Source organism: Gluconobacter sp. Dm-74, assembly GCF_018256135.1.
In the GTDB taxonomy this organism is placed as follows: Bacteria; Pseudomonadota; Alphaproteobacteria; order Acetobacterales; family Acetobacteraceae; genus Gluconobacter; species Gluconobacter cadivus.
The window spans coordinates 113,808-127,413 of sequence record NZ_JAERLX010000006.1 but is presented as its reverse complement, the minus strand read 5'-3'; the positions used below and the strand labels follow the sequence as shown (position 1 = coordinate 127,413).

Here is a 13,606-nt window from a genome sequence, read left to right as displayed (position 1 = left end):
CGACCGACTGGCCCTGTTGCTGTGGACGTCACTTCAGAATGTCGAATACGACACCCGGACACGCAGCGTCAACATATAACGTATGAACATGATGTGATATCTATAAATACGTTTTAATTAAGTTATTTATATGTTGTCGCAAGCCCTTCATTTACCGTCTGCCCTTCCCCCCGTTTTCCATGTTAAGTGACAGTCATGAGCAAGAAGGTTCCGTTGTCCCCCGCCCCGTTCGAAGGTTATGCAGCCCCCCGGGGACGCGTTTTCAACTCTTTTCTGGAAACGGTAGGAGGCACCCCGCTGGTCGCGCTGCCTCACCTGACCCAGCGTGAGCATCTCAACGGGCGATTGCTCCTCAAACTGGAATTTTTCAACCCGCTCGGTTCCGTCAAGGACCGCATTGGCGTGGCCATGCTGCGGGACGCCGAAGCGCGCGGCCTGATTACGCCGGGCCGCACGGTCCTGATCGAGCCGACATCGGGCAATACCGGCATTTCGCTGGCTTTTGCCGCCGTGGCGCTTGGCTACAGGCTGATCGTAACCATGCCGGAAAATGCCTCAACCGAACGCCGCAAGATGCTGCGTCTGATGGGGGCGGAAACCGAACTGACCTCTGCCTCCCGCGGCATGGCCGGTGCGATCGAACGCGCTGAACAGCTCAACCGCACTCTCCCCGACGCCTGGATGCCGAGCCAGTTTGAAAACGACGCCAATCCCGCCGTGCATGAAGAAACGACGGCTCAGGAAATCTGGGAAGATACGGCAGGCAAGGTCGATATGGTCGTCGCGGGTCTGGGAACGGGCGGCACGGCCTCCGGCATTGCCCACGGCCTGAAAAAACACCGTAAATCCATCAAGATCTACGGCGTGGAACCGCGTGAAAGCGCGGTCCTGCACGGAGACGAACCCGGCCCCCACGGCATTCAGGGCATCGGACCGGGCTTCGAACCCGATACGCTGGACCTCAAAGCGCTGGACGGCGTGTTCGAAGTCTCCGAACAGGAAGCCGTCGCTACCGCGCGCCTCTGTGCCGCCGTCGAAGGTATTCCCATCGGAATTTCGGCAGGTGCTGCGCTGTTTGCCGGAATGGAACTGGCCCGCAAGCCGTCCAACCGAGGCAAAACGATCGTGGCCATCGTGCCGTCCTTCGCAGAACGCTATCTCTCCACACAGCTTTTCGACGGGCTATCCTGACGCCTAAAAAATAACTTTTTTATAAAGTTATTTTATTTAATATCTATATGTGTTCGTTATTAAATCAAATCCTGTTCCGGTCTCTTGAAAAAGAATCGGGAGGGCTGAGAGGAGATAACGTCATGAACCTGTTTTCCGGCCGTCCCACATCTTTCGATCCCGCATGGGCCTCACATGGCCTCTCCGGGACGGCGCAGCCCCGCATCGCCAGAGCGTTCCGCACTCTGGAGCAGCAGGTCGATCTGCTTCTGGTGCCGGGCCTGTTCGGCTCAGGGCCGGATCACTGGCAGACGCACTGGGAACAGGCTTATGGCCTGCGTCGCCTCCATCAGAAAGACTGGGAAACACCCGATCCCGCAGACTGGGAGGCGGCTCTGACGGAGGCCATCGAAGCCTCAGCACGTCCGACTTTTCTGATCGCACACAGCCTCGGCGCAGTACTGACGGCAAAATGGCTGACACGTCATGGCGGACGGCGCGTTGCCGGAGCCTTTCTGGTCGCTCCGGCCGATATCGAACAGACGACACATCCGGATGTCGCGCTCATCCGGGCATTCGGCCCCCTGCCCGGAACACCCCTTCCCGCCGCCACAGCCGTCATGGCCAGCAGCAACGATCCCTGGCTGTCCCTGCCCCGCGCGCGCGAACTGGCCGGACACTGGCAGTCGGACTTTCTGGAAGCCGGCGCTGCGGGCCATATCGGCAGCAGCGAGCCGCTGGGTCTGTGGGAGCATGGCGCCACAGCCATGCTCGACTTCGCCAGAAGACGCCTGCCGCTCCGGGTCCAGTAACCCGGAGTAGACGCCCTCAGACCTGACGGCCGGAAGGTTTCCAGCGGTTAAGCAGAAGGGAATTGCTGACCACCGAGACGGAACTCATGGCCATGGCCGCCCCCGCCACGATCGGATTCAACATGCCGAACGCCGCCAAAGGCAGGCCCAGAATGTTGTAAATAAACGCGAAAAACAGGTTCTGCCGGATTTTGGACAGCGTGGCGCTGGACAAAGAAATCGCGTCCAGCACCCCTGTCATTTCGCTTTTCATCAACACGACATCCGCCGTATCGAGCGCCACGGCAGACCCGGCACCAATGGCAAACCCGATATCCGCCGCCGCCAACGCAGGCGCATCGTTGATGCCATCGCCCACCATGCCGACCAGATCACCCTGAGCACGGTATTTCGCCACACCCTCGGCCTTGTGCTCCGGCAGAACTCCCGCCAGATACTCATCTACACCAACCTGTCGGGCCACCACAGACGCCGCGCGTTCATTATCTCCCGTCAGCATCACTACGCGGATGCCCCGCGCCTTCAGAGCCTGCACGGTCGTCACGGCATCCATCCGCAGCTCATCCGCCAGCGCGATGATCCCAAGAACCTGACCTGCCTGCGCCACGGCAATAACGGTGTTGCCTTCGCTTTCCAGCGCCGCGACCGGCAGGGACGACAGGTCCAGCCCGCTGTCCTGCATGAACGCGGGTGAGCCCAGCCGCGCTTCCTGCCCATCAATCCGGGCGATAACGCCCTTGCCGGGGACAGCCTCAAACCCTTCTGCCGCAACAGACGCGCTGACACCATTGCTCTGCGTATAGTCCACGATCGCCCGGGCAAGCGGATGCTCCGAGTTGTGCTCAAGGGCGTAAGCAACGCCCAGAAGCGTATCCACGGGAATACCTGCTGCCGGATGAACCGCCGCAACAGTCGGGCGCCCCAGGGTCAGGGTGCCGGTCTTGTCGACAATGATGGTTTTCAGCTTCTCGGCCCGCTCCAGCGCATCGGCATTGCGAAACAGAATACCGGATTGTGCGCCACGCCCCGTCCCCACCATGATGGCCGTTGGCGTGGCCAGACCCAGCGAACACGGGCAGGCGATGACCAGAACAGACACGGCAGAAACGAGACTCCAGACCGCAGATCCGGTGACGGCCCAGCCGATCAGGAATGTCAGCACCGCAATCCCGATCACGGCCGGGACGAAAATACCCGAAACCCGATCTGCCAGACGCTGCACATTCGCCTTGGAGCCCTGCGCCTGCTCGACCATTTTCACGATCCGCGCCAGTGCGGTATCCGCGCCAACCCCCGTGGCCCGGACGCGGAGCGCCCCATTGGCGTTCATGGTGCCGCCAAACACGTCCTGTCCGGCTTCTTTGAGAACCGGCACGCTCTCACCCGTCAGCATGGCCTCGTTGACTTCGGACGCCCCTTCAAGGACTTCACCGTCCACCGGCACACTCTCACCCGGCCGCACGACGAAGACATCACCGACATGCATGTCCGCCACGGCCCGGTCCACAATCACGCCATCACGCTCGACATGCGCGATCTGCGGCTGAAGCTGAAGCAGGCTTTCGATCCCGGCGCTGGTGCGGTTTTTGGCCCGCGTTTCCATGAGCTTGCCGAGCGAAATCAGCGTGATAATGGACGCGCTGGCTTCGAAATAGACATGCTGATGCAGCCCGAACACCACAACAACCGCACTGAACAGCCATGCGATGGACGTCCCCAGAACAACCAGCACATCCATGTTGGCCGAGCCGCCACGCACGGCGTTCCACGCTCTGCGATACAGATGCGCGCCACAGACGAACTGAACAATCGTGGCGAACACGAACTGCACCGGAACCGGTACGATCATGCGCCCAAAGAACATGCCGATCATCTCGGCAAAGAGCGGCAGCGAGAGAACAAGCGTCAGGATGAACCGGTTGCGCTCCCGCTTCCAGATGGCCGCACGTTTGGCCTTCGGATCTTCGCGGTCGCCCTCGTCCAACCGCGTTGCGCCAAATCCGGCCTTCTCGATCTTCCCGATCAGATCCGCCGGTTCGACCACGCCAGGAATATAATTGATATGCGCCCGCTCGGCCGCGAAATTCACACTCGCCTGCACGGAAGGCTGCCGGTTCAGGATCTTTTCGATCCGTGCCGCACAGGCCGCACAGGTCATGCCGGACAACGACAGATCAAGGCTCTGTTCATCCACGGAAAAGCCCGCGCGGCGCACGGCAGCCACAACAGTTTCAATGGAAGACGCCGTATTTTCAAAAGCAACCTGCGCGCGTTCGGAAGCAAAATTAACGGTCGCGCTAACGCCCTCCTGACGGTTGAGGATTTTTTCAATCCGCGCGGCACAGGCGGCGCAGGTCATACCGCCGACGGGGAAACTGATCGTTTCTGACATCTGCAAAAGGTCCTGTCGGCTAGGGAAGCGGAAGGGAAACTCCGCAAGAAATATACCCCATACCCCTATTTTTCAAGAGTGAAAAAAGCAGCTTTTCCACTCCCGAGAACAATCTCGCGATCATGAAAAACACGCAGCGCATCATGATGCGCAACGCTGATGCATGTGGTGTGGGGCAGAAAGAAAAGAAGGGCTTCGTAAAGACGGCGCTCATTGGTGTCATCCAGCGCAGACGTCGCTTCGTCCAGAAACAGGATCGCAGGCCGGAACAGCAACGCCCGTGCCACGGCCAGACGCTGCTGCTCGCCCGGAGACAGCACAGCGCCCCAGTCCGCAATATCGTCCAGCCGATGGCCGTATCCCGCCAGATTGACGGCTTCCAGAGCCTGCTGGCAGGAGGCGGTGTCGTAATGGTCGGATGTTGCGGGATAGCTCAGCGCCTCACGCAGTGTCCCGGACGGAACATAGCTGCGCTGGGGCAAAAACATGGCCTGCCTGATGTTGAAAGAGACCTCCCCCCGCCCATGACGCCACAGCCCGGCCAGCGCCCGCAGGAACGTGCTTTTCCCCGAACCGGACGGCCCGCGAACCAGCCAGCGTTCGCCGCCCTGCATCGTCAGATCGCCAATCTGCACAATCGGCTTTCCATCTGGCAGGTTCAGGACCAGATCCCGGATCTGCACGGCAGTCGTTTCGGTAGCGAAACGCACAATTCCGCTTTCAGAAGGCTGGCTGACAACCCGCTCGAACTCGCCCAAACGCTGAAGCACTGAGCGCAGGGTGGCCAGATCGGCATAGTTGAAAATGAACCATTCCAGACTGATCCGCACCTGCGTATAGGCCGAATTGATCTGCGAATAGAGCCCGAAGCTCAGGGCATGGGTTATGGCTTTAGGGGCCAGCATGAGCCAAAGCGGTATCGTTGCGACTCCGGTATAGAACTCACTGATGAAGTTGACCCGCCATGTGTAGCGCACAACGCTGCGCCAGTTCGTGGCGATATGGGTCAGATAACCGGACAGTCGCAACTGCTCGGCGTTTTCGCCCCCATAAAAGGCGATCTGCTCCGAATTACGCCGAACATCCATCAGCCCGGCACGCAGATCGGCATCGAAATGCTGTTGCCGGTAATTCGCACCGATCAGCGGCGCGCCGAACCGCTCCAGTATCCCGGAAGCCAAAAGGGACGTGAGAACCGCGCCCAGAAAAAGATAGCCCGGGATCTGGAAATGACGGCCATGCCAGTCAAAAGACAATACCCCCCCGATGTTCCACAGAACGACTGCGAAAGACAGCAACGTGGTCACCGCATCAATGGCGTCCAGACCCAGCTTGAGGGTCTGGACCGTCATCTGGGACAGATCGTCCGCAATACGCTGGTCGGGGTTGTCGGCCCGGTTGGAGCCATGTTCGAGCCGGTAATACGCCTCTTCCGACAGATACTGCCGCAGATAGACCTTCGTGTTCCACAGACGCCAGCGCATCGAGAGAACCTGCGTCAGATAGGTCTGCGTCGCATGCACCACGACAGAACCGAGTGTCACCAGAAGATAAAACGGCAACATCCCCAGGCAGCGCCCGACCTCTCCTGCGAAGAACGCATCGAAAAACCGGTGATACCACGCCCCGAACCAGACGGCGGACTGAACGTAGAGCACAGACAGCCCGATGGTCCCGCCCAGAAGGGACCAGGCCCACCACTTCTCTTCGGACTTCCAGTAAGGAAAGAGAACTTTCCAGTCCGCAAGGGAATGCGGCGGGGTGGTGTCGTCAGTAGTTTGCACGAAGTGTGGCCATGAAACTGCGCGGAGCGGCGGGGAAATTGAACTGCCACTGACCGCTGGCCCGCTCGTAATAATACCGGTTGGTCAGGTTCGTCGCATTCAACTGAAGGCGCAGATGGCGATTGAAGCGATACCCCGCCATGGCATCCACAGTCATGTAACCGCCCTGAATGGTCGTGGCGTAACTGCCGCGCAGATTGCTGTTCGCATCAATCCCCGCCCCCATGTTCAGACCTTTAAGAAAGCCATCCTGCACATTGTAATGCACCCAGGACTTGAACATGTGATGCGGTGAGAAAACACCCCCGAAATCATTGACCTTCGCGTTCGAAACCTTCGTGTCCAGATAGGTATAACCAATCGACACATCCAGCCCCGGCAGGATCTGACCATCAACCTGCGCTTCCCAGCCCTGACGGCGGATCGGGCCGGTCGTGATGTAGTACAGTGAATGATATGGGTCCTGCACCGGCTGGTTGATGCTTTCCATCCGGAACAGCGCGGACGAGAGGTTCAGGCGTCCATGAAAATATTCAGCCTTGAACCCGGTCTCGACCTGATTGCCTTCCTGTGGCGCCAAACCACCGCCACGATAACTCTGCTTGCCGACAGCAGGCGTGAAAATGCTGGCATAGCTGGCATACCAGGAGATGTTCGGCGTGATCTGATACACCGTGCCCAGATAGGGGGTAAGCTGCCCGCGCAGATCGGCCTGATTGACCCATTCCCCCTTCGGTGCAGGGGAGATGTCCTGAAGTTTTTCATAGTAGCGTGAAACACGACCGCCAAGAATCAGGGAGAGATGCCGGATCACTTCCAGTCGGAGTTGACCATAGAACCCCCATTGATAGGCATAGTCGTCCGTCCCGTATCCATCGGCATTCTGCTTGTAATCAAAGCAGCTTGCCGGAGGCTGAGGGACGGCATTGGTGTTTTCGAGGCTGATATTGTTGTAGATATTGTTGCAGTTCACGTTAGCATACTGCGTGATCTGCTCGTAGGAATTGTAGTTGAACCCGAACAACGCGTGATGCGTCCGGTTGAGCAGCTTGAAACTGCCCTGCGCATACACATCCGCGGAACGGGACGTGTTGGAGCCTTTATATTTGGAGATCCCCTGATCCCGGTACTGAAGTGTTCCGGTCGCAGGATTCATTTTGTTCCAGGGCTCGTTATAGAAAGTATTGTAGTCCTGATCATAGAACGTGGCGCGCGCCGTCGCGGTCCAGTCGCCCCAGAGCTTCTGGGTGATGGACGCAATCGTCTGCTGCGTCATGTAGTTCGAATACCCCCAACTCTGGCTCGGGTTCGCATCCCGATTACCAGACCACAGGGTATTGGCCGTGGTCAGCGGCAGGCCATAATAAGGCGCCGTAATGTCCTGCTGCTGGGCAGCATGGGAAACCATAAACGTCGTCGTGGGCGTGACATCCCATTCCAGCACGCCATAGGCCTGCCATTTGCGCGAATGGGAATATTTGTAGAAAAAATGATTGTCCTGATACAGGTCCGCCGTCCGAAAGCGCACGGTTTTCGAGTGGTTCAGCGGAATAGTGATGTCCGTATCCACCCGGTAATTCTCAAAACTGCCCACGCTGGCCGACCCACCCGCGACGAAGTCCATCCCGGGTTTCTTCGTCACCTGATTGACCACACCACCCGCGCCGCCGCCGCCCTGCAACAAACCGGAAGAACCACGAAGCACCTCGATCCTGTCATACATCGACAGGTCAAAGGCCGCGTTGTTCAGCGTCCCGGCAGCATTGGGCGTGCCATCAATGGACGTCGTGAGCTGATATCCGCGTGAATAATAATTGGAATTGGCCGTAGAGCCGGGAAAGACGCGGATCCCGTTAATCTGCCGCATCGCATCCGCCATCGTCAGCATGTTGGAATCTTCCATACGCTGCTGAGTGATGACCGAAATCGACTGCGGCACGTCCTTGAGCGCCACGGGGCTTTTCCCCCAGACTTCAACAGCAGGTGCCGTATAGGTGTGGTTGGTGCCCAGAACCTGAATATTTTCGTCTGACGCCGCATCCAGATCTTCGGAAGAGCGAGACGCGGCCGCGACAGGCGCTGGAACAGAGGCCGCGAGAGGAGCTTTCGCAGACTGCACCAAAGGCTTATCGGCGCGGCGCGATACCCCGCAATGCACAGGACGCGGTGCCCTGTGTGTGGCATGGCAAACAGACGGGTGGTTTCTGGCGCGCTCTGAAACCGTATCAGCCAAAGCCGCCGGGCATGCGCCCGCCATCAGGCTGCCCCAGATCAGGGCATGGTGGGAAATAGCGGAAAAGTTGAGCCGACGGCGAGCTGAAATGCCATGCTGTGTCATAATGTCTGTCCTAAAGAGACATGCCAGCCCCATGCAACAGCCCGTTCCACGAAAAGCACCGTGTTACGGCATGAGGCCGGCAATGAAACGCTCCTGTTCAGGAGGAGGCGTGCTCCGGCTTCAGGAAACGACGTCAAATCCCGTGTCTTCGACGACGCCCCTGAACGCTGCGGGCGAAACATGGGCGGGGTCGTAAGAGACCGTCACTTTGCCGCCATCCAGCACGATATCGACGCCCGTTACGCCGTTTACGGCTTCAAGAGCGCGCTGGAGCTTGCCCGAACATCCGTTGCAGGACATGCCCTCGACCGTCATGTGCGCTGTTTCTGTCATGTCGTGAAATCCTTGAAAGAGAGAAAAACTCCCCGGTGACGGCATATCCACATACGATGCGGGGGTATGGTTTATATAACTATTCACCATAAAACGATTCTAGCAATAGTTATTATTTAACGATCATATTTTGGTATATATACCACACCGGGGTATGCGATTTTCATATTGCCTCCGAAACAGATTCGACAAGACAATTTTTTCAGACACGGAAAAATTGTCTTTTCCGATCCCCCGGCTGGGTATAGGGTCAGATCAGATTCGAACGATGAATCGCTCCGTTTCTTCCCCTTCTGTGGTGATTTCTGATGGTCAGGACACATGCCCGGATCTGGATCGGCCTGCTGGCCTGCCTGCTCATGCAGGTGGGGCTGCTGCTCGGCGCATCCACCGCGCAGGCCAGATCTGAAGCCCCTCACATGGCCATGACCCACATCGCCATGACGATGCATCACATGGCTCATCACCAGAAACCAGACGCCACGGATTGCTGCAAAACCTCAGCGTTCCACGCGATCCCTCATCCGCAGCAGTCTTCCGAAGGCTGCTGCCACACGCATGCGGTCTCGGCCGATCCCATGCTGACAATGGCGTCCGTCCACCCGTCCGGCCCGGCTCATACGGCCGCGCGCGTCTTTGCCTCCGGGCTGCAAGGCCGCTTCAGCGGCACGGACTGGATCCCCGCCTCACCGCCCCCCAAACCCCGCGCAATCTGACACACGCCTGACCGGCGTGGACCCGTCCTGCTGCCGAAAATAGGCATTCAGGGCCTGATCCTCTGTCATTTTTGCGGATTTTTCCTCATGACCTTTCCGTCCCGCTTCCGGGGCGGCCTGACACGACGGCGTTTCGTGACGGGGATCGGCGCAGGCGGCCTTCTGGCAGCCCTGCCCCGGACCTCACATGCGCTCTCGTCCACGGCTGTTCCCATCAGGGCCTCTTCGGGCATCATACCCCTCACCCCTTCTGACCGGTGGGATCTGAAGGTTGGCCACACGCGCATTTCGCTCGATGGCAAGACCATGCACGCCCCGACCGTCGGCGGCACGGTGCCCGGTCCGATCCTGCGCTTCAAGCAGGGCGATACCGTCAGCATAAACGTGACCAACACGCTGGATGAGCCGACCTCGATCCACTGGCACGGCATCCGCACGCCCGCGAATATGGATGGCGTCCCGGGGTTGAGTTTCGGCGGCATTGCCCCCGGCGAGACCTTTACCTACCGCTTCAAGCTCCATCAGAGCGGCACCTATTGGTATCACAGCCACTCCGGGATGCAGGAAGCGATGGGCCTGTATGGCGCGATGGTGATCGACCCGCGCCGCCCGGACCCGAACGCCTGCGACCGCGATTACGTCATTTTCCTCGCCGAATGGACGGATGTCATGCCCCATGACATCGTCAGCAACCTCAAGATGCAGGACGACTATTACGTCTTCCGCCAACGCACGGCGGCGTCCTTCCCGAAAGAAGCGCGGGAGGCCGGAAGCGCGGGCGCGGCCCTCGCGGACCGTCTGGCCTGGTCGAAAATGCGCATGGCCGCGACCGACATCGCGGACGTCTCGGGCGCGATCTACACCTACACGCTGAACGGCCACGCCCCGGACATGAACTGGAGCGGCCTGTTCCGGCCCGGCGAGAGGGTGCGCCTGCGCTTCATCAACGGCTCGACCATGACGTTCTTCGACATCCGGATTCCGGGCCTCGAAATGCTCGTCGTGCAGGCTGACGGCAACGATATCGAACCTGTCCCGGTGGACGAGTTCCGCATCGGCGTGGCGGAAACCTATGACGTGATCGTCCAGCCCAAGGACGACCGCGCCTATGCCATTTTCGCCCAGAGCGAAGACCGCACCGGCTACGCAAGAGGCACCCTTGCCCCGCGCGAAGGCATGATCGCGCCGCTTCCGCCGATGGATCCACGCCCCGTCCGCACCATGGTGGACATGGGCATGGGAAACATGAAGCCCGGCGAGAGCATGAAGGACATTGATATGTCCGGAGACATGTCCGGCATGAAAATGGATGGCGACATGGCCGGAATGGACATGCAAGGCATGAACATGAAAGGCATGGATATGAGCCACATGGCCATGCCGAAAATGGAAGTGGACGACCCCGGCCCACCGCCCATCAATGTCGAAAACCAGATGCGCGCCATGATGCCCATCGACCGCACCGGCAGCCCCGGCGACGGGCTGGAGAACAATGGCCGCCGCGTCCTGAACTACAAACAACTCCGCGCCACACGTCCCGGAGCAGACCTGCGACCGCCAACGCGGGAGATCATTCTGCATCTGACCGGCAACATGGAGCGCTATATCTGGGGCTTCAACGGTCGGAAATTCTCGGAATCCGGCCCGATCCGCCTCAAACTGGGCGAGCGCGTGCGCTTCACGCTCATCAACGACACCATGATGGAACATCCAATCCATCTGCACGGCCTGTGGAGCGAACTGGAAAATGGTCAGGGCGATTACCGCCCCTACAAGCACACCATCATTTCCCAGCCCGGCTCGAAGCTGAGTTATCTCGTGACAGCCGATACCCCCGGAATGTGGGCGTATCACTGCCACCTGATGTATCACATGGATCTGGGCATGTTCCGCACGGTGATCGTGGCATGAAACACGCCTTTTCTCTCGTGGTTCTGGCCCTCGCAGCCCTGTCCGGCACGGCCCGCGCCGCCCAGCCGGTCTATCATGCCGCCGATGCGCCGGAAGCAACCCCCGTCGTCTATATTGGCGGTATCAAACCCGCCATGGATCAGGGCACCTGGCTGCACGGCATCTTCAACCAGCTTGAAGGCCGCTATGCGCCCGGCGGCACCGATTTCCGCTGGGACGGCGAAGCGTGGTTCGGCGGCGATTACAACAAGATCTGGCTCAAATCCGAAGGCACGCTGGAGAAAGGCCGCCTGAGCGATGGCGACCACGAACTCCTCTATACGCGCTCGATTTCGTCCTACTGGAACCTTCAGGGCGGCGTGCGGATGGACCTTGATGACGGCCCGACCCGCACTTGGGGCGCGTTCGGCATCGAAGGTCTGGCGCTCTATGAGTTCGAGTTCGAGGCCACAGCCTATGTCAGCGATCGCGGACGTTTCGCCGCCCGCGTGGAAGGCTCTTACGACTTCCTGCTGACCAACCGCCTGATCCTCCAGCCACAGGCCGAGTTCAATTTCTACACGAAGTCCGACACGGGACGTCAGGCTGGCGCCGGTCTGTCGGACGTCGATGCCGGTCTGCGCCTGCGATACGAACTCTGGCGGAAATTCGCACCCTACGTGGCCGTGACCTACTCCGGATATCTCACACAAGCCCGCCGGATCGCCCGTGACCAGCACGACGATACCGGCTCCGTCCGCTTCAGCCTCGGCGTCCGAAGCTGGTTCTGATTCCAAAACCCCACACAAGAAAGTCACACATCATGCGCAAGACCCTCCTCGCACTGACCGCCCTCCTCGCAACCGGCACGGCCTACGCCGATCCCTCCATGCCCGGCATGGACATGAGCCATATGGAGATGGGCGGCAAAAACGCCATGACCATGTCGTCCCCCAAAACGCAGGACCCGATGGCCGCACTGAACATGGATCAGCAGATGACCCTGTGTGCGCATCTTGAGACGCTCAGCAAACAGAACAGCCCGCTGACGCCGAAGATGAAGCAGCAGCGCGCCGCCTGTCAGAAAATGGATATGGGCATGACGAGCCAGCCAGCCCCCGGCGAAACGCTGGACCGCTGATTCGTCAGCGCATCATCCGGCGGACGACCTGGAGAAGCTCGTCAATCGCGTCTTCTCCACCGTCTTCCTGCACCGCCCGGCGCACGCAACCATTGGCATGGGAGGACAGGATCTGGATGGACACACCATCCAGCGCCGACTTGATGGCGGAAATCTGGGTCAGGATATCCACGCAGTAGCGGTCGTTCTCGATCATGTTGAGAACACCGCCGACCTGCCCCTCGATCCGACGCACGCGGTTCGTCAGGGCTTTCTTGCGGGGCTGCTCGACGCGACGGCCGTCATCGTCCAGCGGCGCACAGTTCTCGCAGACATCCACTGCATGCTCATTCCGGGATAGTGCCATTACTGGATCCGCCCTTTAGTCAGACATCCGAACATCACTCATGGGTCCATGTCCGCCCATCCGGGTCCGCCCTCAAGCGCACCCGTAGCGCGTGTGTATGCCCCGCTACGTCGGGAATTGCCAGTCCGCAGACACCGATCTGCCTTTTCCCGATCGAAAAAACCGAGTCTCCCACAGGAAAACGGACCTCATGTTGCGCCAATAAGGTGCAGATATTCCGTTTCAATATGGGATGTTGCTCCAATACATGTCCCGTCAGCAGCGATTTTCGTAAAATTTATTATAAAATCCGGCGATTTCTCCAGTCCCAGACAGTGCGCCGGACCGCACTTGATGCAAATCATTCTCACTCCCCTTCCCGGATGGGCCGGATGCGCCTATCTAGAACGGAGGACGGAGCCTGTGAGCCTCCGTGCATACTCACCGGGGTACGGAACTGATGTTGTATCTGGATACACTGCCCAAGGGCGGACATGCCGTGATCGAAAAGGTCGAACAGCGTGCGCCTCTGGACCCGATCGCCACACGCCTCGGCGAACTGGGCTTCGTGCCCGGCGAAGCCGTACAGGTCGTCGCGACCGGTCCGATGGGCAGAGATCCGATTGCCGTGCGTCTGGGCACATCACGCTTTGCCCTGCGTCGTGGCGAAGCCGCCCGCGTCGGCCTACGGACCGTTTCCTGACA

12 protein-coding genes are annotated in these 13,606 nt (G+C 59.5%); 7 read left to right on the top strand and 5 right to left on the bottom strand.

Annotated elements, in window-relative coordinates:
* Nucleotides 1–195 precede the first annotated feature (195 nt).
* Nucleotides 196–1,191 (top strand): cysteine synthase A, encoded by a 996-nt coding sequence (cysK, locus tag JK208_RS10330; RefSeq protein ID WP_194262678.1) that lies wholly within the window; start codon nucleotides 196–198, stop codon nucleotides 1,189–1,191.
* Nucleotides 1,192–1,313: 122 nt separating this feature from the next.
* Nucleotides 1,314–1,982, top strand: coding sequence for an alpha/beta hydrolase (locus JK208_RS10325; RefSeq protein ID WP_211576084.1), 669 nt, complete (start codon nucleotides 1,314–1,316; stop codon nucleotides 1,980–1,982).
* 16 nt (nucleotides 1,983–1,998) lie between these two features.
* Here the strand turns inward: JK208_RS10325 and JK208_RS10320 are convergent, their stop codons facing one another.
* The 4 genes from JK208_RS10320 to JK208_RS10305 all read right to left on the bottom strand — a co-directional run bounded on the left by JK208_RS10320 (nucleotide 1,999) and on the right by JK208_RS10305 (nucleotide 8,829).
* Nucleotides 1,999–4,374 (bottom strand): heavy metal translocating P-type ATPase, encoded by a 2,376-nt coding sequence (locus JK208_RS10320; RefSeq protein WP_211576083.1) that lies wholly within the window; start codon nucleotides 4,372–4,374, stop codon nucleotides 1,999–2,001.
* A 65-nt stretch (nucleotides 4,375–4,439) separates the two neighbouring features.
* Nucleotides 4,440–6,158: an ABC transporter ATP-binding protein/permease gene (locus tag JK208_RS10315; RefSeq protein ID WP_211576082.1), complete on the bottom strand. Its 1,719-nt coding sequence runs from the start codon at nucleotides 6,156–6,158 to the stop codon at nucleotides 4,440–4,442.
* A complete protein-coding gene (locus JK208_RS10310) occupies nucleotides 6,145–8,496 on the bottom strand; it encodes a TonB-dependent siderophore receptor (protein WP_249202093.1) in 2,352 nt (783 codons plus the stop codon). The genes JK208_RS10315 and JK208_RS10310 overlap by 14 nt, the downstream gene beginning before the upstream one ends.
* Before the next feature lie 120 nt (nucleotides 8,497–8,616).
* Complete coding sequence (locus JK208_RS10305) at nucleotides 8,617–8,829, bottom strand: heavy-metal-associated domain-containing protein (RefSeq protein ID WP_077802164.1); 213 nt, start codon at nucleotides 8,827–8,829, stop codon at nucleotides 8,617–8,619.
* Nucleotides 8,830–9,137: 308 nt separating this feature from the next.
* Between JK208_RS10305 and JK208_RS10300 the strand changes: the two genes are divergently transcribed.
* The 4 genes from JK208_RS10300 to JK208_RS10285 all read left to right on the top strand — a co-directional run bounded on the left by JK208_RS10300 (nucleotide 9,138) and on the right by JK208_RS10285 (nucleotide 12,576).
* Entirely contained in the window at nucleotides 9,138–9,545 is a 408-nt protein-coding gene (locus JK208_RS10300; RefSeq protein WP_211576080.1) for a hypothetical protein, read from the top strand.
* Between the two features lie 87 nt (nucleotides 9,546–9,632).
* Nucleotides 9,633–11,456: a copper resistance system multicopper oxidase gene (locus tag JK208_RS10295; protein WP_211576079.1), complete on the top strand. Its 1,824-nt coding sequence runs from the start codon at nucleotides 9,633–9,635 to the stop codon at nucleotides 11,454–11,456.
* Nucleotides 11,453–12,226 (top strand): copper resistance protein B, encoded by a 774-nt coding sequence (locus JK208_RS10290; protein ID WP_211576078.1) that lies wholly within the window; start codon nucleotides 11,453–11,455, stop codon nucleotides 12,224–12,226. Before JK208_RS10295 ends, JK208_RS10290 begins: the two co-directional genes overlap by 4 nt.
* 32 nt (nucleotides 12,227–12,258) lie before the next feature.
* Entirely contained in the window at nucleotides 12,259–12,576 is a 318-nt protein-coding gene (locus tag JK208_RS10285) for a hypothetical protein (RefSeq protein ID WP_211576077.1), read from the top strand.
* 4 nt (nucleotides 12,577–12,580) lie between these two features.
* Here the strand turns inward: JK208_RS10285 and JK208_RS10280 are convergent, their stop codons facing one another.
* The gene (locus JK208_RS10280) at nucleotides 12,581–12,922 is read right to left on the bottom strand and encodes a metal-sensitive transcriptional regulator (protein ID WP_228125535.1); all 342 of its coding nucleotides are present in this window, start codon (nucleotides 12,920–12,922) and stop codon (nucleotides 12,581–12,583) included.
* 439 nt (nucleotides 12,923–13,361) lie between these two features.
* Here JK208_RS10280 and JK208_RS10275 point away from each other — a divergent pair, with 439 nt between their 5' ends.
* Nucleotides 13,362–13,604 carry a FeoA family protein gene (locus JK208_RS10275; RefSeq protein ID WP_099286286.1) on the top strand — a complete coding sequence of 81 codons (243 nt, stop codon included), beginning with the start codon at nucleotides 13,362–13,364 and terminating at the stop codon, nucleotides 13,602–13,604.
* The last annotated feature ends 2 nt before the right edge of the window (nucleotides 13,605–13,606 follow it).